At 57.8% G+C, this 17200-nt stretch carries 26 protein-coding genes and 2 pseudogenes; 21 read left to right on the top strand and 7 right to left on the bottom strand.

Going from position 1 to position 17200, the window contains the following annotated elements; all coding sequences use genetic code 11:
* The first annotated feature begins 13 nt into the window (after positions 1-13).
* The 3 genes and pseudogenes from ACWKV4_RS04835 to ACWKV4_RS04825 all read left to right on the top strand — a co-directional run bounded on the left by ACWKV4_RS04835 (position 14) and on the right by ACWKV4_RS04825 (position 1575).
* Positions 14-568, top strand: coding sequence for a hypothetical protein (locus ACWKV4_RS04835; protein WP_483830822.1), 555 nt, complete (start codon positions 14-16; stop codon positions 566-568).
* Positions 569-649: 81 nt separating this feature from the next.
* A pseudogene (locus ACWKV4_RS04830) lies at positions 650-973 on the top strand (phage baseplate assembly protein V); the annotation flags it as partial.
* A gap of 134 nt (positions 974-1107) precedes the next feature.
* Entirely contained in the window at positions 1108-1575 is a 468-nt protein-coding gene (locus ACWKV4_RS04825; RefSeq protein ID WP_483830823.1) for a phage virion morphogenesis protein, read from the top strand.
* Between the two features lie 20 nt (positions 1576-1595).
* On the opposite strand, the gene ACWKV4_RS04820 is transcribed toward ACWKV4_RS04825, so the two are convergent.
* Together ACWKV4_RS04820 and ACWKV4_RS04815 are read right to left on the bottom strand one after the other, a co-directional pair.
* Positions 1596-2060 carry a hypothetical protein gene (locus tag ACWKV4_RS04820; protein ID WP_483830824.1) on the bottom strand — a complete coding sequence of 155 codons (465 nt, stop codon included), beginning with the start codon at positions 2058-2060 and terminating at the stop codon, positions 1596-1598.
* Complete coding sequence (locus tag ACWKV4_RS04815; RefSeq protein WP_483830825.1) at positions 2057-2293, bottom strand: hypothetical protein; 237 nt, start codon at positions 2291-2293, stop codon at positions 2057-2059. The genes ACWKV4_RS04820 and ACWKV4_RS04815 overlap by 4 nt, the downstream gene beginning before the upstream one ends.
* Before the next feature lie 201 nt (positions 2294-2494).
* Here ACWKV4_RS04815 and ACWKV4_RS04810 point away from each other — a divergent pair, with 201 nt between their 5' ends.
* The 13 genes and pseudogenes from ACWKV4_RS04810 (at position 2495) to ACWKV4_RS04750 (ending at position 13404) form a co-directional block, all read left to right on the top strand.
* Positions 2495-3073, top strand: a complete 579-nt coding sequence (locus ACWKV4_RS04810; protein ID WP_483830826.1) for a phage baseplate assembly protein V — start codon at positions 2495-2497, stop codon at positions 3071-3073.
* Complete coding sequence (locus tag ACWKV4_RS04805; RefSeq protein ID WP_483830827.1) at positions 3070-3414, top strand: GPW/gp25 family protein; 345 nt, start codon at positions 3070-3072, stop codon at positions 3412-3414. Before ACWKV4_RS04810 ends, ACWKV4_RS04805 begins: the two co-directional genes overlap by 4 nt.
* Positions 3411-4322 carry a baseplate assembly protein gene (locus ACWKV4_RS04800; protein ID WP_483830828.1) on the top strand — a complete coding sequence of 304 codons (912 nt, stop codon included), beginning with the start codon at positions 3411-3413 and terminating at the stop codon, positions 4320-4322. Before ACWKV4_RS04805 ends, ACWKV4_RS04800 begins: the two co-directional genes overlap by 4 nt.
* A complete protein-coding gene (locus ACWKV4_RS04795) occupies positions 4322-5023 on the top strand; it encodes a phage tail protein I (protein ID WP_483830917.1) in 702 nt (233 codons plus the stop codon). Before ACWKV4_RS04800 ends, ACWKV4_RS04795 begins: the two co-directional genes overlap by 1 nt.
* Positions 5020-5496 (top strand): annotated as a pseudogene (locus ACWKV4_RS04790) (phage tail protein); the annotation flags it as partial. The gene ACWKV4_RS04795 and the pseudogene ACWKV4_RS04790, both read left to right, overlap by 4 nt.
* A 783-nt stretch (positions 5497-6279) precedes the next feature.
* Positions 6280-6699: a phage tail assembly chaperone gene (locus tag ACWKV4_RS04785; protein ID WP_483830829.1), complete on the top strand. Its 420-nt coding sequence runs from the start codon at positions 6280-6282 to the stop codon at positions 6697-6699.
* A gap of 129 nt (positions 6700-6828) precedes the next feature.
* Positions 6829-7998, top strand: coding sequence for a phage tail sheath protein (locus ACWKV4_RS04780; protein WP_483830830.1), 1170 nt, complete (start codon positions 6829-6831; stop codon positions 7996-7998).
* A 56-nt stretch (positions 7999-8054) separates the two neighbouring features.
* Entirely contained in the window at positions 8055-8570 is a 516-nt protein-coding gene (locus ACWKV4_RS04775; protein WP_483830831.1) for a phage major tail tube protein, read from the top strand.
* A 48-nt stretch (positions 8571-8618) separates the two neighbouring features.
* Positions 8619-8954, top strand: coding sequence for a phage tail assembly protein (locus tag ACWKV4_RS04770; protein WP_483830832.1), 336 nt, complete (start codon positions 8619-8621; stop codon positions 8952-8954).
* A gap of 8 nt (positions 8955-8962) precedes the next feature.
* Positions 8963-9082 (top strand): GpE family phage tail protein, encoded by a 120-nt coding sequence (locus ACWKV4_RS04765; RefSeq protein WP_483830833.1) that lies wholly within the window; start codon positions 8963-8965, stop codon positions 9080-9082.
* Positions 9072-11693, top strand: coding sequence for a phage tail tape measure protein (locus tag ACWKV4_RS04760; protein WP_483830834.1), 2622 nt, complete (start codon positions 9072-9074; stop codon positions 11691-11693). The genes ACWKV4_RS04765 and ACWKV4_RS04760 overlap by 11 nt, the downstream gene beginning before the upstream one ends.
* Before the next feature lie 5 nt (positions 11694-11698).
* Positions 11699-12139 (top strand): phage tail protein, encoded by a 441-nt coding sequence (locus ACWKV4_RS04755; protein ID WP_483830835.1) that lies wholly within the window; start codon positions 11699-11701, stop codon positions 12137-12139.
* Positions 12136-13404, top strand: coding sequence for a phage late control D family protein (locus ACWKV4_RS04750; RefSeq protein ID WP_483830836.1), 1269 nt, complete (start codon positions 12136-12138; stop codon positions 13402-13404). Before ACWKV4_RS04755 ends, ACWKV4_RS04750 begins: the two co-directional genes overlap by 4 nt.
* A 64-nt stretch (positions 13405-13468) precedes the next feature.
* Here ACWKV4_RS04750 and ACWKV4_RS04745 read toward each other — a convergent pair whose 3' ends face one another.
* The 5 genes from ACWKV4_RS04745 to ACWKV4_RS04725 form a co-directional block, all read right to left on the bottom strand.
* Positions 13469-13789, bottom strand: coding sequence for a hypothetical protein (locus ACWKV4_RS04745; RefSeq protein WP_483830837.1), 321 nt, complete (start codon positions 13787-13789; stop codon positions 13469-13471).
* Positions 13786-14088, bottom strand: a complete 303-nt coding sequence (locus ACWKV4_RS04740; RefSeq protein WP_483830838.1) for a hypothetical protein — start codon at positions 14086-14088, stop codon at positions 13786-13788. The genes ACWKV4_RS04745 and ACWKV4_RS04740 overlap by 4 nt, the downstream gene beginning before the upstream one ends.
* A 68-nt stretch (positions 14089-14156) precedes the next feature.
* Positions 14157-14321 (bottom strand): hypothetical protein, encoded by a 165-nt coding sequence (locus tag ACWKV4_RS04735; protein WP_483830839.1) that lies wholly within the window; start codon positions 14319-14321, stop codon positions 14157-14159.
* Positions 14322-14458: 137 nt separating this feature from the next.
* The gene (locus ACWKV4_RS04730) at positions 14459-14983 is read right to left on the bottom strand and encodes a hypothetical protein (RefSeq protein ID WP_483830840.1); all 525 of its coding nucleotides are present in this window, start codon (positions 14981-14983) and stop codon (positions 14459-14461) included.
* Positions 14984-15063: 80 nt separating this feature from the next.
* Positions 15064-15486, bottom strand: coding sequence for an XRE family transcriptional regulator (locus ACWKV4_RS04725; protein WP_483830841.1), 423 nt, complete (start codon positions 15484-15486; stop codon positions 15064-15066).
* A 21-nt stretch (positions 15487-15507) separates the two neighbouring features.
* On the opposite strand from ACWKV4_RS04725, the gene ACWKV4_RS04720 reads away from it, so the two are divergent.
* The 5 genes from ACWKV4_RS04720 to ACWKV4_RS04700 all read left to right on the top strand — a co-directional run bounded on the left by ACWKV4_RS04720 (position 15508) and on the right by ACWKV4_RS04700 (position 17197).
* Positions 15508-15708: a DNA-binding protein gene (locus ACWKV4_RS04720; protein WP_017477234.1), complete on the top strand. Its 201-nt coding sequence runs from the start codon at positions 15508-15510 to the stop codon at positions 15706-15708.
* Positions 15709-15737: 29 nt separating this feature from the next.
* Positions 15738-16211, top strand: coding sequence for a YmfL family putative regulatory protein (locus ACWKV4_RS04715; protein ID WP_483830842.1), 474 nt, complete (start codon positions 15738-15740; stop codon positions 16209-16211).
* On the top strand, positions 16208-16510 hold the full coding sequence (locus ACWKV4_RS04710) for an ogr/Delta-like zinc finger family protein (RefSeq protein WP_483830843.1): 303 nt from the start codon (positions 16208-16210) through the stop codon (positions 16508-16510). Before ACWKV4_RS04715 ends, ACWKV4_RS04710 begins: the two co-directional genes overlap by 4 nt.
* A complete protein-coding gene (locus ACWKV4_RS04705) occupies positions 16507-16881 on the top strand; it encodes a hypothetical protein (protein ID WP_483830844.1) in 375 nt (124 codons plus the stop codon). Before ACWKV4_RS04710 ends, ACWKV4_RS04705 begins: the two co-directional genes overlap by 4 nt.
* A 61-nt stretch (positions 16882-16942) precedes the next feature.
* Complete coding sequence (locus tag ACWKV4_RS04700; protein ID WP_483830845.1) at positions 16943-17197, top strand: hypothetical protein; 255 nt, start codon at positions 16943-16945, stop codon at positions 17195-17197.
* Positions 17198-17200: the final 3 nt, after the last annotated feature.

The following is a 17200-nucleotide window of genomic DNA, read 5'->3' as shown; positions in this document are numbered from 1 at the left end:
TGTACGTAAAAAAATGAAAAATATACAGCTGATAGCAAAACTAGGCATAGCTACGATTGTAGCAGCGGCATTATTCACGCTAGGCATTACGCCCTGGATCATCGAAAAAGTCTCGCCTGAAATGGGAATTTATACAGGTGCAATCAGTGGCTTTACGCTGTTGATCCTGCTACTTGAAATTCGGCAAATTCGTTTTATGAAGGGCATGATACTCATTGGGTACGGCGTTCTATTCCAAATTCTTTTCCCCAAGTATTATTTTTTGTTTGTTGACCATGCCAACCCAGATTTTGAAAATCTATCGCTACAACTAGACTTATACATGCAAGTATTGTTGTTAGCTTGCGCCGGAGCAGGAGGGAGCATTATTGCAAACTATGCAGACAAAACCTCTATCGATTATGAGCACAAACCTCAGAATAGTAGCCCTATCGACAACACAAAGCATATAGATCACTTAATTGAAGTTACAAACAGAATCGAGAAACATATAAAGCTTTCCTTACTGATGTCCTTAGCGGCAGTTGCAATAACCTTAGTAATGGCCATCCTCATAGTTTTGAAATAGAAGCTGATAACGGCCTGTAAATACCTCCCTTACAAGACACCGAAGCTGCACCCTCACACGCATGGCGCCACCATCAGCGCCATGAACAACTTAGCCACCTTCACCCGCCTGCTCGAAAACCTCATCCGCTTCGGCGTCATCGCCGCTGTGCAGATGGAGCCGCCGCGCGTGCGGGTAACAATCGGGGCGCTGACCACGGCCTGGCTACCCTGGCTCGCGTGGCGCGCTGGAACGGACCGCGAGTGGGACCCGCCCACCCTCGGTGAGCAAGTGATTCTGCTCAGCCCGTCTGGTCAGCTCGCCAACGGTATCGCTGTGACAGGCGTATTCAGTGACCACATCCCCGCCAACGGCAACCGCGCCGGCCTGCACCGTCGTACCTACGCGGACGGCACGGTGATCGAGTAAAGTAGTAAGCAAAAATGAACAAGGTAATACCACCGTCCGCCATATCGGTGAGCCGCAACGAGTAGCAGGATATCTCGATCCGAACTGGGTGCCAGGCTCCCAGGGCGACACCAGCGAATGGGTAGTTGCCGATGCCAAGTAATCTGGAAGCGTTGGATACTTGGGCATCCGGCATGCTGGCGCAACTTCCGCCAGGCGCCCGCAATCAACTCGCCCGCTCCATCGGCCAGGAGTTGTGGCGTAGCCAGCAAAAGCGGGTGCTGCTGCAGCAAAACCCGGATGGCAGCACGTATGCACCACGCAAAAAGCGGGACTTGCGCGGCAAGCAAGGCCGCATCCAGCGTAAGGTCAAGATGTTCAAAAAGCTGCGTACCGCGACCTACGTGAAGGCCCGAGGCGACAGCAACGCCGTGACTGTGGGGTTCACTGGGCGGATCGCCCGGATTGCCAGGGTTCATCCGTACGGGTTGAAGGATCGCGCGGAGCGTGGGGCGCCCGATGTGCGTTATGAACAGCGTGAATTATTGGGTTTCGATGAGGCGGACCTTGAGACAGTCCGCGACACGCTAATTTCACACCTTAGTAAGACAAATAATTAAGTAGCCATCACAATCAACCCTTAACGCGAGACATAAAAAGTGTCTTGCTGAATACCTGTCGAATCTCGCCAATTCACTTGAACTTGATACTGCATAGGGCTACTCATATGGAAAGCAGCTCTGAGCTTGAAGGTACAGCTTGGCCTAAGCTCTGGAAATGGAAGCTTGTATTGAGCGTCATATAACGGATTTTCCTTGCAATCTATCAGCTCAAACCCAATATCATAGGCACTACCCTGCCCGGTATTAGCCACTACAAATTCTGAGGAATCACTAAGCTTCGCCAATCTCACAGCAATTTTCGGTTTATCCTTAAGGGATTCTCGCTCTTCAATTTCCTTTATTTGATAAGCCGATAACTCCGCTGTAATCCTCTCTAGCTTTAACTGCTCTTCACTTAATTTTCTAGACCGAACTAGCGAGACTGCAGATATAACGACTGCCAACAAAGAAACCAAAAGCGTCAGCATTTCGTAACCACTCATTTTTTCCACCCTTTGAAAGCGTTTTTCAACATATCATCAATTGCTTTCTTTGCTTCAGGGAGCACAACCTTTCTTGCTTGCTCCAACCCAAGCTCTCTCAAGTCAAGCAAAGCAATCTCGAAATTACAGAAACCACACTTTACAATATCCTCATCCTGCGCGTCATGAGGGACATGAAACTCCTCACTACCGCATTGAGGACATTGAATTATAAACTGCTTGGTCTTAATCATTATCAACATCCTTATTATATTTTCGAACTAAATTTGAATTCCGTTGGGATTGCAACGATAAGAGTAAGCGCCTTTCTTTAAACGGGCAATCCATCACCCACAGCCTGAGAGAAATATTAGAAAGAAACATGAGCATGTAGAGGGGGCCTTTACAATCCTCCTTTGCTGCACTCGCACGCATGTGGCAACACTATCAGCGCCATGAACGACTTAGCCACCCTCGCCCGCCTGCTCGAAAACCTCATCCGCTTCGGCGTCATCGCCGCTGTGCAGATGGAGCCGCCGCGCGTGCAGGTAACAACCGGAAAGCTGACCACTGCTTGGCTTCCCTGGCTCGCACTGCGCGCTGGGTCTGACCGCGAGTGGGACCCGCCCACCGTCGGAGAGCAGGTGATTCTGCTCAGCCCGTCCGGCCAGCTCGCCAGCGGCATCGTCGTGGCGGGTGTATTCAGCGACCACATCCCCGCCAACGGCAACCGCGCCGGCCTACACCGTCGTACCTACGCGGACGGCACGGTGATCGAGTACGACAGCGTCGCCCATCACCTTAACGCCACCCTGGTCGACGGCGGCACTACCAACCTGATTAGCACCGGCGGCATCAACCTAGTTGGGGACATCACACACCAGGGCGACTACATCCAAACCGGCAACCAGACCGTCACCGGCCAGGTTCAGGTCTCTATTGACGTGATGGCGGCCGGCGTGAGTTTGGCCAAACACCCGCACACCGGCGTCAAGGTCGGCGACGACCAGTCGGGGGTGCCCGTTCCCTCATGAACCGATATACCGGCGGCGCTATCAGCGAGCGCGAGCACATCAGTCAGTCGATCTCTGACATTCTCACCACCCGTATCGGCACGCGTGTAATGCGCCGCGAATACGGCAGCTTGGTGCCCGAGCTGGTGGACCACCCCTTCAACGATGTCACCCGCCTACGCGTCTATGCCGCCACGGTCATGGCCCTTATGCGCTGGGAACCGCGTATCAGCTTGAGCCGCGTGCAGTTCGCAGGCGCCAACCTGCAAGGCCAGGCCTTGATCGAACTGGAGGGCACTGTAGTGGACACCAACGCGGCGCTGAGCCTCAGCGTGCCACTGCAACTGGGGGGCAGTGTATGAACAGTTTCGCGGCCATCGATCTCAGCCAACTGCCAGCGCCACAAATCGTCGAGCACATCGATTTCGAACAGATCCTGGTTGAACGCAAGGCTTACATGGTTAGTCTTTGGCCCGTCGAGGAGCAGGCCCAGATCGCTGCGCGCCTTGAAAGAGAGTCGGAGCCACTGACCAAGCTGTTGCAAGAGAACGCCTACCGAGAAACCGTCTGGCGTCAGCGGGTCAACGAGGCTTCCCTGGCCAACCTGCTCGCCACGGCTCGGGGTACCGACCTGGAGCAACTGGCGGCCAACTTCAACGTCAAACGCCTGGTCATACAGGGAGGTATGCCCTCGGCGATGCCGCCTGTGCCAAGGCTTATGGAAAGCGATGAGAGCTTGCGCGAACGCGCACAGATGGCCTGGGAAGGCTTGAGCACCGCCGGGCCACGCAACAGCTACATTTTCCACGCCCGTGCAGCGAACGGCCGGGTCGCCGATGCTACCGCTGAAAGCCCGTCGCCCGCGGTGGCGGTGGTGACCGTGCAATCGCTACTCGGCGACGGCGCGGCCTCCTCTGACTTGCTCGCCCTGGTCGATGCCTACCTCAGCGACGAAGACCGCCGGCCGGTGGCCGACCGCTTGCTTGTCCAGGGCGCGGAGATTCTCAACTACCAGGTCAAAGCCCGGCTCTTCTTGCTCTCCAGTGGGCCAGAGTCGGAACCGATCCTCGCCGCCGCCGAGCAACGTTTATTGGCCTACGTCCACCAACGGCGCCGTCTGGGCATGGAGGTTTCAGCGTCAGCCCTGCATGCGGCATTGCATGTGGAGGGCGTGCGCAAGGTCGAGTTGGAAGGCTGGACAGATATCGTCGCGACGAAAGCCCAGGCTCCTTTCTGCACCCACATCACAGTTACCCAGGGTGCTGAATGATGGCCGCCCAGCACCTGCTACCGGGGAACTGCACCCCGCTGGAACGCCAAGCGGCACAGGCGCTCACGCACATTCAGCGCGTGCCCATTCCGCTACGGCAGCTCTGCAACCCAGACACCTGCCCTGTTGACCTTCTTCCCTACCTGGCCTGGGCCTTTTCGGTTGATCGCTGGGACAGCACGTGGCCGGAAGTGGCCAAACGCGCCGCCATTCGTTCATCCCACTACATTCACTCGCGTAAGGGCACCATCGGGGCCCTGCGCCGCGTCATCGAGCCGCTCGGTTACCTGATTGAGGTGCTGGAGTGGTGGCAGACCACGCCCTTGGGCGTGCCAGGGACGTTCGCCATCAAGGTGGGCGTGCTGGAGACCGGTATCACTGAAGAAATGTACCAGGAGCTGACCTGGCTCATCGATGATGCCAGGCCGGTCACCCGGCACCTAACGGGCCTGGCCATCAGCCTCGAAACCACCGGGCCCATCAACCTGTTCGCCAGCGTTTACGAGGGCGATGAAATCGACGTTTATCCGCCAGCTCTGCGCAACATTGTCTCCACAGGCGTCATCGGCGCCGTTGGTTGTGAGCACACCACCGACACCGTCGACGTCTATCCGCCAGCACCCGGCGTCATCGACCTCGTGTGCCAGCTCGGCACCGCCTGCCGCGAACATACCCTCGACACTCTGGACATCTACCCATGATCGATCCCAACGCTCAATTTTTTGCGATTCTTACCGCTGTTGGTGAAGCCAAACAGGCCAACGCGGACGCCCTGGGCATTCCCTGGAAACTCACGGAGCTGGGGGTGGGCGACGCCAACGGCACCGACCCGGTGCCTGACCGGGCGCAAAAGAAGCTGATCAACGAACGCCGCCGCCGACCACTGAATACGTTGTCGGTTGATCCGGCCAACTCAAACATCCTGATCGCGGAGCAGATCATCCCGGCCGATGAGGGCGGGTGGTGGATTCGGGAAATTGGCCTGTATGACGCAGACGGGGACCTGGTCGCCGTCGCGAACTGTGCGCCCAGCTACAAACCGCTGATGTCGCAGGGCTCTGGGCGTACCCAAGTGGTGCGCGTGAACTTCATCGTGTCCAGCGCCGCCAATGTGGTGCTGATGATTGACCCAGCGGTAGTATTGGCAACCCGTAAATTCGTCACAGACTCCATCCGCAACGGATTAGAGTCGCCAGTCTTCACCGGTGATCCGAAGGCGCCCACACCGCCCCAGTTTGACCGAGATACCTCGCTTGCAACCACCGAGTTCGTGGCTGATTCCCTGGGCTCGTACCGGGGGCTGGAGGTTGTCACCAACACCGTAAAAACACTGACGAAGGCACACATCGGCTATCTAATTGTCTTGTCTGGCAATGGCTCAATTGTCGCAACCTTGCCGCCTGCCAACTCGGTACCGGCCGGAGCAAGCATCAGCTTTTTTGTTGACCATGGATTCTTAACGCCGGACACGGTCAGAGTGACCGGAGCGGATTTCATCAATGTGGGGCTCGGCGCGTTTTTACCGTCGCTTACGCTCAACAACGGCGACTTCCTAACGCTGACCAGCTCTGGCACCGACACCTGGTGCGCTATTAATAGGAGCGTGAGGCTGGATCAATCTTCCGACTTTCTACAGTCGAAAGCCGCGAACGGTTATCGGTATTTACCCGGTGGCATGTTGGAATGCTGGGGTAAGTCCACAGTAACTACCGACAAGTTAGATATTACGTTCTCACAGCAATTTGCCACAACGCCATTCGTTGTTCCATACGACAGCATTGGGAGTGGTGGTACTGCGATGACGTTATGGCAGATGGTTAATGTTTCAACGACAGGGTTTACGGCACAAAACATGTGCACTTTGGTGCGTGGCAGTACATTAGTGAATAGCCCTTCGATGGCCCAGTGTGTTTGGCGCGCGTGGGGCTGGGTAAATAAGTAGGCTGAGGTAAGTATTATGTACGCGAAGTGGGTTAAGGAAGATGATCGATTTGGCTTTTCATCTGCCAATAACGGCGGCGTTATTATCACGGCCGAGCAGCATCAAAACTTGATTGACGGTGAGGCTGAAGGCAAGCGTATCCAGCCTGACAGTAAGGGATATCCCATGCTTGTGGAGCCGCCGCCACCCTCACCAACGCTCTCATCAGCTCAGGCTCGTCAATGGCGGGACGCCGAAATCGAAAGCCTTAAATGGCTACGCGAGCGCCACCGCGACGAAATCGACTCGCAACGGCCCACCACGCTGACCGTGAAGCAATCCGGCGAGCTTCTTGACTATGTACAGGCGTTGCGTGACTGGCCCAAGGAAGCTGGTTTCCCCGCGGCCTCATCCCGTCCCGTGCCCCCTGCCTGGATCGCTGATCAGGCCCAATAACCAATACCCTTCGGGCGCTACCGCCATGGCGCCCTGTAACCTCCCCTCCTACAAGCCCCCGCCCTCGCTCAACCGGCGCGCGCGCGGCAGCCTATGCCCTGTCATTCCATCACAGCGCAGGCACAACCCATGGCCGATTACCTCCACGGCGTGCGGGTCATCGAACTCAACGACGGCACCCGCCCCATTCGCACTATCCCCACCGCAGTTATCGGCATGGTTTGCACGGCTGACGATGCGGATGCCACCGTCTTCCCGCTGGACACGCCCGTTCTGGTGACTAACGTGCAAACTGCTGTCGGCAAGGCCGGCAAGAAGGGCACGCTAGCAGCCAGCCTGCAAGGCATCGCCGACCAGACCAAGCCCTACGTCATCGTGGTACGGGTCAAGGAAGGCGCCGACGAAGCGGCCACTACCAGCGCCCTGATCGGCGGCACCACCCCCACCGGCCAATACACCGGCATGAAAGCCCTGCTCGCCGCCAAGTCACGCGTAGGCATGACGCCACGCATTCTCGGCGTACCCGGCCTGGACAGTTTGCCGGTGGCCACCGCGCTCGGCGCCATTGCCAAAGATCTGCGCGCCTTCGCCTACGTCAGCGCCTGGGGCTGCAACACCAAGGAAGAGGTGGTCGCTTACCGCGAGAACTTCGGCGCTCGCGAAATGATGGTGATCTGGCCGGACTTCCAGAGCTGGGACACCGTCGCCAACAAGACCGCCACCGCCTCGGCAGTGGCCCGTGCGCTCGGCCTGCGCGCCAAGATCGATCAGGAGACAGGCTGGCATAAAACCCTGTCCAACGTCGCCGTCAGCGGCGTGACCGGTATCAGCGCCGATGTGTTCTGGGATCTGCAAAACCCGGCTACCGACGCCAACTATCTGAACAGCAACGACATCACCACCCTGATCAACGCCAACGGCTTTCGCTTCTGGGGTAGCCGCACCTGCAGCAGCGACCCGCTGTTCGCCTTCGAAAACTACACCCGTACCGCGCAGATCCTCGCGGACACCATGGGCGAGGCGCATATGTGGACCATTGACCGCCCCATGCATGCCTCGCTCGTGCGCGACCTAGTTGAAGGCGTGAACGCCAAGATGCGCGAGTTGAAATCCCAGGGCTACCTGATCGGCGGCAGCTGCTGGTACCCGGAAGACATCAACGACGAGGACACCCTCAAGGCCGGCAAGCTCTGGGTGGATTACGACTACACCCCCGTGCCGCCCCTGGAAGACCTTACCTTCCGCCAGCGCATCACCGACCGCTACCTGATCGACTTCGCCAAAGGCATCAACAGCTAACCAGGCCTCCCCAAAAGGAGAGTTCAGCCTGACCCCGTTTACCGGAGAACACCGCCATGGCCCTGCCTCGTAAGCTCAAAAACCTCAACCTGTTCAATGACGGCAACAGCTACCTCGGCGTGGCCAAGTCCGTCACCCTGCCCGCCCTCGCCCGCAAGATGGAAGCCTATCGCGGTGGCGGCATGAATGGCCCGGTCAAAGCCGACCTCGGCTTCTCGGACGACGGTATCCAGTTCGAATGGAAAACCGGCGGCATCGACCTGATCTCGCTGCGCCAGTTCGGCGCCGTCAACGCCTCCGGCGTGGCCCTGCGTTTCTCTGGCCCTTACCAGCAGGATGACACCGGCGAAGTCAGTAGCGTGGAGGTGGTGGTGCGCGGTCGCCACGAAACCATCGAGATGGGCGATGCCAAGCCTGGTGAAGACACCGAACACGCCATGACCACCACCTGTAGCTATTACAAGCTGACCGTCGATGGCGAGGAAATCATCGAGATCGATTTGCTCAACTTCGTCGAGAAGGTCAACGGCGTGGACATGCTGGAGAAGCACCGCACCGCCATGGGCATCTGACCTGCCCCTTGATCAAGCCCCACCCTCTAATCACCAGGAGCGAATCCAATGAAAAACGAATCCATCGAACAGCCAGACGTACAGCAACTGGTCGATGACAACACCGTCACCCTCGACACGCCGATTCGGCGCGGCACTACTAGCATCGAGAGCATCACCCTGCGCAGGCCAAACGCCGGGGAATTACGCGGCGTAAGCCTGGTGGAGCTACTGCAGATGGACGTCGGCAGTCTGATCAAGGTGCTGCCACGCATCAGCTTGCCGAGCCTCACCGCCATTGAGGTCGCCGCCATGGACCCGGCCGACCTGCTGGCCTTGAGCAGCAAGATCTCTGGTTTTTTATTGCAGAAGTCGGCGAAGACGGATGCATCCCTCGTCGCGTAGAAGACCCCATGGCTGATCTGGCCGTGGTTTTCCACTGGGCACCTGCTGAGATGGATCAGCTGGGCCTGCAAGACCTGATGGACTGGCGCGAGCGCGCCAGGGTGCGGAGTTCCACCGATGGCGAATGATCTGAGACTTCAGGTGCTGCTCAGCGCCATCGATAAGGCCACCCGCCCACTGAGGCCAATCAATAACGGCAGCCTAGAGACCGCCCGTGCCCTCAAGGCTGCCCGTGACCGCTTGAAGGAACTCAACACCCAGCAGAAAGACATCACCGCCTGGCGGTCGCAACGCGCAGCTGTGAACCAAACTAACGAGGCATTGAAGGCCGCGCAGGCCAAAACCAAAGCACTCAGCCAGCAATTTGCCTCAACTGGCGTGCCGACCAAGGCTTTGGCGAAGGATTTTCGAACGGCCGTGCGTGAGGCTCAGCGACTGAAACAGCAGCACCAGCATCAGAGCGAGCAGCTCCAAGGGCTGCGCGCACGCCTGTATGACGCGGGTATCAGCACCAAAAACCTGAGTACTCACGAACGACAGCTGCGCGAGCAAATCAACGCCACCAACACCAGCATCAACGCGCAGGGTAAGCGGATGGCCGAGCTGACTGCCCAACACAAGCGTGCGGCGACGGCCCGGGGCGCGTATGACAAGGGGCAGCAGTTCGCCGGTAGCGCGGCTATCGCGGGTGGTGCCAGCCTGGGCGTGGCCTATACAGCCAGCCGCCCGGTTATCAGCGTGGTCAAGGAATATGTCGACTTCGAAAGCGCCATGATGGGCGTTGCCAAGCAGGTCGATGGTGCGCGGGACGACAACGGCAAACTCACCAGCACCTATTACGAGTTCGCCACTGCGATCAAGGCGGCCAGTAATGAAATGCCCATCGCCACCACCGAATTTGCGGCCCTGGTCGAAGCTCAGGCCCGGGCTGGTATTCAGGGTAAGGAAAACCTCCTGGCAATGGCAAAGGTCTCGGCCACCGCCGCCGTGGCCTTCGACCTACCTGCCGAACAGGTTGGCGAGGACATGGGCCGGATTGCTGGCCTGTACAAAGTGCCGATCAAGAACATCGCTGAGCTGGGTGACGCACTCAACTACCTGGACGACAACACCCGCTCCAAGGGCGGCGACATCATCGAGACGTTGACTCGCATGAGCGATGTGGCCGACAAACTCGACTACCGCAAGGCAGCAGCGCTGGGCAGTACCTTCCTGTCGCTAGGCGCGGCGCCTGAAGTCGCGGCTAGCGCCTCTCGAGCGATGGTACGCGAGTTGGCAATCGCGACCATGCAGGGCAAGAAGTTCCAGGAAGGTATGGCGATGGTGGGCCTGGACTCGAAATCGGTGCAAACCGGTATGACCAAGGACGCCCTTGGCACCCTGATGGGCGTCCTCGAACGCATCAAAAAGCTGTCATCCGAGCAGCAGACTGAAGCCTCTACACGGCTATTCGGCAAAGAGTTCGGCAAGGACTCGGGGAAGTTGGTCAACAACCTTGAGGAGCTGCGCCGCCAGCTCAAATTGGTGGATGACGCTGCGGCCAAAGGCTCAATGCAGAGGGAAATGGAGGTCCGGGCCGCCGCTATCGAAGGCCGTTGGCAGGTCCTGCAAAACAAGCTGTTTAACACCAAAAGCGGCGCAGGCGAGGCCGTACGGGGCACGATGGTCGCCGTCATGGACGCTATCGGTGGTGTACTTGATAAGGCCAATGACTGGGTCCAAGCAAACCCGGTTTTGACCGCGACACTGCTGAACATTGTGGCCAGTGTGGCGGCGTTATCGGCTGTGTTCGGAGGGCTTGCCCTTACCCTGGGCGGCGTCCTGGCGCCGTTCCTACTGCTACGGTTTGGCCTGGCAATGCTCGGCATTCGCCTGCCCGGCCTCATTGCGATATTCAAGGTGTTCGGCACCCTAATACGGGCCTTGGGCGCCATCCTGGTGGGTCCATTGGTATCCGCGCTACGGGCTGTCAGCATCGCGTTGTGGGGGCTTTCTGCCAATCCGATTGTCCTGATCATCGCCGCCGTCGTGGCCGCTCTGGCCGGTGGCGCCTACCTGATCTACAAAAACTGGGATGCGGTGAAGAACTACTTCGCCAATGCCTGGACGGAAATCAAGGCAGGGTTCAGCGGTGGAATAGTCGGGATCATCAACACCCTGGCCAACTTCAGCCCCCTCGGCCTGATTTACCAGGCCTTTGCTGGTGTAATGAGCTACTTGGGCGCGGACTTGCCCAGCCGCTTTACCGAGTTCGGCAACATGATCGTCAACGGATTGATCAACGGGTTGACCGCCGGCCTCAAGGGAGTGAAAAACGCCATCAGCTCAATCGGCGACGCAAGCATCGGCTGGTTCAAGGAAAAGCTCGGCATTCACAGCCCGTCGCGGGTGTTTGCCGAGCTGGGTGGCTTCACTATGGAAGGGCTGACAAAGGGCCTCGAGGGTGGACAAAAAGGACCACTCAATGCCCTGGCCAACATGGGCAAACACCTGACCGCCGCTGGCACCCTGGCCCTCACCGCGACCGCCATGCCGGCGTTGGCCGTCGATGATCGACCTCCGATCAGCAGCGCGGGCACATCGACGGTTTACGACAGCCACGACACCTACCACATCACCCTCGAAGCGGCGCCCGGCATGGACGTACAGGCTATGGAGAAAACGCTGCGCGCGATGCTCAGTAAAATCGAAAACGAGAAACGCGCCCGTCAGCGCAGCCAGTTATCGGACCGGGACTAATCGCCATGATGCTCAGCCTCGGCATGTTCGTGTTCAGCCTATCGACCCTCGCTTACCAGGAGCTACAGCGCCAAACCAATTGGCGCCATGCCAGCAACAGCCGCATCGGCGCGTCCCCAGCGCTGCAGTTTATTGGCCGTGGCGAGGACACCATCACCCTGCCCGGCATCCTCCTGCCGGAATTGGCCGGGAGCGTGTCCAGCCTGGACGCTCTGCGCTTGATGGCGAACACCGGCAAGGCCTGGCCAATGGTCGAGGGTACCGGCCGGATATACGGGCTATGGGTGATCGAAAGCCTGAGCGAGACCAAAACCGTCTTCTTCAGAGACGGCACGCCACAGCGCATTGAGTTCACCCTTACGCTGAAGCGTACCGATGATGACCGTATCGACCTGCTCGGCACTGCGACCAGCACTGGGCTCAACATTCTGCGGGGGCTGCTGTGATCGAGACCGCGTTGCCCAATGTCACCGGTTATCTGGTGGATACGGCGAAACCTTTCGCGCGAGACGCCGCTTATCCCGTTCCGGCCTTCCGCCTCACGGTGGACGGCGACGATATCGCCATGAAGGTCAGTCCACGACTGATGAGCTTGGAGCTAACCGACAACCGTGGCGTCGAGGCCGACCAACTCACCATCACGCTGAGCGACCACGACGGCCTGCTATCCATACCGCCCAAGGGCGCAGTACTTCGCTTGTGGTTAGGCTGGAGCGACACCGGCCTGGTGGACAAGGGGACCTACACCGTCGACGAAACGGAGCACAGCGGCGCGCCGGATGTGCTCAGTATTCGCGCTCGATCGGCAGACCTTCGCAAAGGTCTGAAGACCAAGCGCGAGCGCAGCTGGAGCAACACCACGCTGGGCAAAGTCATTGGCGATATCGCCATGGGGAACAACCTGACCCCGACTGTAGCCGGCGCGCTCGGTGCGCTGCCGATCTTGCAGCTGGACCAGGCCAACGAATCGGACGCCAACCTGATTACCCGCCTGGGTGAAGAGTTCGACGCGGTGGCCAGCGTTAAGGCCGGGTGCCTGGTGTGCATTCCCGCCGGGGGCGGCAAGACCGCCAGCGGGCTCCCCCTGCCGCACATCACCCTCACCCGCGCCGACGGCGACCAGCACCGCTACCTGCAGGCGGACCGGGACAGCTACGACGGGGTGCGCGCGTATTTCTACGATGTGAACAGCGCCAAAAAGCAGGAAGCCATTGCCGGCGGTGGCGAGAACCTCAAAGACTTGCGGCACACTTACAGTGACCAGCACTCAGCCCTGCGCGCTGCCCGTGCCGAGTTCAGGCGCCTTCAACGCGGCAGCGCTACGCTTAGCTACACCCTGGCAGTGGGCAGACCGGATCTGATCCCTGAACTGACCTATACGCTGCAGGGCGTAAAGGCGGAAATCGACGAGATCATCTGGTATGGGGGAAACGTGCAGCACAGCCTCACTGCCGACGGTGGGTACACGGTGAGCCTGGAGCTGGAGAGCAAGTTACCCGAGGATAATGTCGAGGATCTGGCAGAGGAAAGCACGGGGGATTACACGGGGATCATCGCGTACTACCGGGATGAGAAAACCGGGAACGAAAAGACGGTTACAGCGGGGGATCAGGCGAAGCCTAGACGGTTGCGGTGGCTGTATGCCAGTAAGAAGACGGCCAAGCGGGCAGTGGATCGGGAGTGGAAGAAAATGCAGATAGCAACTGTATGAAAATTCAGCAGGCCCATAAAAACAAAAACCCGGCAATCGCCGGGTTTGATTGAAAACCAAATGCCTATTTGGTGAGCACTTGCAGTACCTGGTCAAACCGGTTGTTCACTACCCAAGCCAGAATGGCCACGATTACCAGCGAAGCACCAGCAAAATAGGCAAGCCTATTTTTGATGATTTTGACGTCACCACGGACTTCATCCAGGTCTCTACGGATGTACTCAACGTGGGTTTCAAGTTTCGCTACGCGCGCTTCCATTGGATCGTCTCCCGGTGGTCCCGGTGGGGTTCTGCTTCCATTATCGTCCCCACCTCCTTTTCTGTCACTATCAAAGCGATCGGGAAACCTGTCATGCAGGTTAACCAGCTCAAACGGCTCGCTCATAGCGCCTCCTTCGGCGGACCGACTTCGATAACATCCTCCTCGGCAAGAACACCGTCCAACGCTTGAAGGGCGTGCAGCCGGATGAAACCGCAATTCTTGCAATACAACATGACAGCAGATGGCCCACCCATCAGATAGCTTCCGTGCGCGCCCCAAGGAAGAACTACTCCTGCAGTTCCTGGTAGGTGGGGCAGCGCCCAGTCGTCACACTCACAAAACGGGCATTCCGGCTTGGTAATGCGCTCTTTGAATATCTGCGCCAGCCGATCTGTATTAAGACTTTGATAATCGTTAGACACGTACCCTCCTACGCTCTGGGTCGACATCAATTTAAAGCCCCGACGCATTGCCGGGGCCTGCAGGCTTACTACTCCGGTGCGTGTTTGAAAACCTCCAACAATCGCAATACGTCTTTCTGACGCTGGGCGCTGATAGCCCTGAACATCGCCAGCAACATCACTTCTTGTTCGCTAAGGCCAATCGCATCTACGACTGACACTTGGTTTTTCAATACACCGCTGTTCTCCGTCATGCGAATACTCCTTGCGCACGCAACCGGTACCCGGCGCCACCATAGCGCCGTCGAGATTTCCCGGGGAACAGCCAATCTCCATCACGTTTTGCTGTGTCATCGCACTGCGTGTAGAAAAACTGTGACGCCTTGTTGCATCACAATTGACCTGGTCGAGCACGGACATCTAGGATCTGATTGTTTGCAGGGTTGAAATCACACTCGTAAATGTGTTTTTGAAACGCGCCGAAACCATTTTGAAATTCGATTTTGTCGCCTATGTAAGTAAGCGTGCCCTGCTCCTGATTTAGCCAACGGAAATGGCTGAACTTCGGCTCAAAGGTGCCATCTGTCCAGCGGGCCGTAAACTTAGCAAGGCGTGCCACAGAGTCTTTGCAGTAAATACCGACTGCGACGGTGTACTTGTCACCCGCGCATTGAAGGTCTTTACGGCAGGCCGCTTCATCAACCTTTGCTTGCTGCTCTGTTTGCTTATCTTTGGGCTTGTCATTCTTCCCACTAGAACACATTGAAACGACCACAGCGATAATCACAGCCAGTATCGCAATCCCAAGCAACTGCTGCCCCGCAGTCACGCCTGGGTCTTTTACGCCACAGTTTGGGCAGGTTTTTGCTGTGGTATCCACAGTGTGCTTACAAGACTTACAAGGCTTAAGCGCCATTTGACTAGCTCCTTTGCACCACACGAAAACATCGACCCTCTTGGTCGATACGTTATTTCCTGTTTCCAACTGCACCTTGCTCAGTTGTGGCTTTTCGCCCCCTCCCAAGTTGCTGCACACGCAAATGCCGATGCTGTACGTAATAGAACATTGCGGTCTGCTTCAGCCATTTGCCGCAGGTGCCCTAGCACCGCCGTCTCGACGTCGGTGAGGCGGTTGAGGTCTGTGTCGATCCGAGAGCCGGTCAGCACGTAATGCACGTCGACCCCAAGCTCTTGGAGCCCGGAGAGATAACGGACATCGGGGGAGCTGGACTCAAGCTCATAGGCTTTCTGAGTCCCACGGCTCACGCCTGCAGAGGCACCAAAGTCGGTCTGATTTTTACCCAGCCGCTCGCGTTCCTCTCTCAGGCGTTCGCCTACCCCTAAAGAAATGATCGTTTTTTTGATCAAAATAATTTGACTTGAGCAGAAATCTGACCAAGAATCCTTGTCGTCAAACACGATTAAACACGGACGAACACTATGCATGCCCTACAGACCCCCGAGCAAGCCCGTGCGGTTCTTGATCGCGAGGGCAAAAGCATTGCCGAATTTAGCCGCCAACATGGTTTGAACAAAAATTTGGTCAGTGACCTGCTGAACGGACGAAAGAAAGGCCGTCGTGGTGAAGCACATCGAGCAGCCGTACTGCTCGGTATCAAAGACGGCCAGATCACAAACTAGGGCCTCTGGCTCCAGAGGGAAACCAGAAGATGAAACGCCCAGTTCTAGCGACCAAGCGTCAGGTAATGAGTGCGGTGATCAACGACTACGAAGGTGGCCGAGAATGCGCTGCAGCGCGCCTGGGATACGAACTCAAGAAGTTCGATAACCACATATACGAAAACGCTGGCAGTCGGCCTCTGAGCGATGAACAGATACATCTGTTAGAGCAGGACATGGGTACGACCTACCTGCCCGAATACATCGCAGCCATGTACGGCGGCATGTTCGTCCCCCTCGCCAAACCTGAAACGCTGGACAACGTAGACCTGTACAACCGTTCGGTACGGGCCGCAGCCAAGCGCGGCGTGGTGGATCAGATCATTGCAAAGGCGCTGGACGACGGTGTCATCGAGCGCGACGAAGCTGAGGCCATTTTGCGCGCTCATAGCAACTACATGGCGGCTCGTCATTCCGAGGTCCTGGCCACGATTCTTCTTCATAGCCGAGGGCCTAAACAGTGAGCACCTACAAGCTGGTCTGCCCTTGCTGCAACAGCTCGATGCGCATCCGGACCTCCGAGGGGCAGACGCCTTGCTTCCGCTCAATGTACTCGGAATGCACCAACCTGCTGTGTGGGGCCACGTTCTCCGGCTCTTTGGTGTGGGAATACCAGCTTAGCCCGTCGGGCATCGAGCGCCCTCTTACCGTGTTGCCCCTGGCGCCTACCAAAGTGCGGCTATTGGCTCGACAAAACCTTACGGCAAAAAACGACCAGCCCGATCTGCTGGACCAACTGGATATGGAGGCCGCAACGCTATGAGCACCCTCGCCCTGACCACCAACCCCACCAGTGATTACCGGGCCGCGATGCAGCAGGCGGCCGTGGCCTACCTCTATCGCCACCGCTGCGAGCATCTGGCCGGTGACAGCCAACTGCTGGAGAACTGCACCCGGTACTTGACCCTGTCGCTTGAGGTGCCCGTGCACCTGGTGCAGCGCATTGCTGAGCTGGCGGTAGCTGAGTTCGAAAGCATGACGTGCAAACGTGTAGCCTCGCTGGGCATTCATCCCACCAGTGGGCCGCTGCGCCCGGTGATCTGGCTGCCCGACAACGCCACCCAACAACGACATTCTGTTCCAGCACGCTTGCTCTCCACACGCCTGCGGCTGACTCGCAACCTCCCGCACTAATCCAACCCCTTCCCTGTTTGATGCCCGCACCGCGTGGGTAGGGGAAATTTGCAACTTACTGATGGCCGAAATGAGCAAAATCACCATAAAACTGGAGCTGGATGAGCAACAGGCGCAGCACTACCTGTTGTGGTTGACCCGCCAGTACGACGTCACCATGGCTGATATTTGGTACTCCGACCGCTACCGGAATGTGCCAAGCGGTCAGCGGGCGCTGAAGGTGCTTGAGGACTTGCCCTACCTGGCAGGCATCTGCAAGACGCGCTGCGAGCTGAAAAAACAGCTCGTTGTTTCGGTCGCGGAGCATGCGCAGTGATTC

Source organism: Pseudomonas artemisiae (genome assembly GCF_057128685.1).
This window is presented reverse-complemented; position numbering and strand designations above follow the sequence as displayed.

Coding starts and splice junctions, on each gene's coding strand:
- ACWKV4_RS04795 (WP_483830917.1), top strand. CDS start 4,322: ATGGCCGCCCAGCACCTGCTACCGGGGAACTGCACCCCGCTGGAACGC.
- ACWKV4_RS04760 (WP_483830834.1), top strand. CDS start 9,072: ATGGCGAATGATCTGAGACTTCAGGTGCTGCTCAGCGCCATCGATAAG.
- ACWKV4_RS04700 (WP_483830845.1), top strand. CDS start 16,943: ATGGCCGAAATGAGCAAAATCACCATAAAACTGGAGCTGGATGAGCAA.
- ACWKV4_RS04810 (WP_483830826.1), top strand. CDS start 2,495: ATGAACGACTTAGCCACCCTCGCCCGCCTGCTCGAAAACCTCATCCGC.
- ACWKV4_RS04825 (WP_483830823.1), top strand. CDS start 1,108: ATGCCAAGTAATCTGGAAGCGTTGGATACTTGGGCATCCGGCATGCTG.
- ACWKV4_RS04770 (WP_483830832.1), top strand. CDS start 8,619: ATGAAAAACGAATCCATCGAACAGCCAGACGTACAGCAACTGGTCGAT.
- ACWKV4_RS04765 (WP_483830833.1), top strand. CDS start 8,963: ATGGCTGATCTGGCCGTGGTTTTCCACTGGGCACCTGCTGAGATGGAT.
- ACWKV4_RS04720 (WP_017477234.1), top strand. CDS start 15,508: ATGCATGCCCTACAGACCCCCGAGCAAGCCCGTGCGGTTCTTGATCGC.
- ACWKV4_RS04730 (WP_483830840.1), bottom strand. CDS start 14,983: ATGGCGCTTAAGCCTTGTAAGTCTTGTAAGCACACTGTGGATACCACA.
- ACWKV4_RS04780 (WP_483830830.1), top strand. CDS start 6,829: ATGGCCGATTACCTCCACGGCGTGCGGGTCATCGAACTCAACGACGGC.
- ACWKV4_RS04785 (WP_483830829.1), top strand. CDS start 6,280: ATGTACGCGAAGTGGGTTAAGGAAGATGATCGATTTGGCTTTTCATCT.
- ACWKV4_RS04705 (WP_483830844.1), top strand. CDS start 16,507: ATGAGCACCCTCGCCCTGACCACCAACCCCACCAGTGATTACCGGGCC.
- ACWKV4_RS04755 (WP_483830835.1), top strand. CDS start 11,699: ATGATGCTCAGCCTCGGCATGTTCGTGTTCAGCCTATCGACCCTCGCT.
- ACWKV4_RS04800 (WP_483830828.1), top strand. CDS start 3,411: ATGAACAGTTTCGCGGCCATCGATCTCAGCCAACTGCCAGCGCCACAA.
- ACWKV4_RS04735 (WP_483830839.1), bottom strand. CDS start 14,321: ATGACGGAGAACAGCGGTGTATTGAAAAACCAAGTGTCAGTCGTAGAT.
- ACWKV4_RS04775 (WP_483830831.1), top strand. CDS start 8,055: ATGGCCCTGCCTCGTAAGCTCAAAAACCTCAACCTGTTCAATGACGGC.
- ACWKV4_RS04820 (WP_483830824.1), bottom strand. CDS start 2,060: ATGAGTGGTTACGAAATGCTGACGCTTTTGGTTTCTTTGTTGGCAGTC.
- ACWKV4_RS04815 (WP_483830825.1), bottom strand. CDS start 2,293: ATGATTAAGACCAAGCAGTTTATAATTCAATGTCCTCAATGCGGTAGT.
- ACWKV4_RS04835 (WP_483830822.1), top strand. CDS start 14: ATGAAAAATATACAGCTGATAGCAAAACTAGGCATAGCTACGATTGTA.
- ACWKV4_RS04715 (WP_483830842.1), top strand. CDS start 15,738: ATGAAACGCCCAGTTCTAGCGACCAAGCGTCAGGTAATGAGTGCGGTG.
- ACWKV4_RS04745 (WP_483830837.1), bottom strand. CDS start 13,789: ATGAGCGAGCCGTTTGAGCTGGTTAACCTGCATGACAGGTTTCCCGAT.
- ACWKV4_RS04805 (WP_483830827.1), top strand. CDS start 3,070: ATGAACCGATATACCGGCGGCGCTATCAGCGAGCGCGAGCACATCAGT.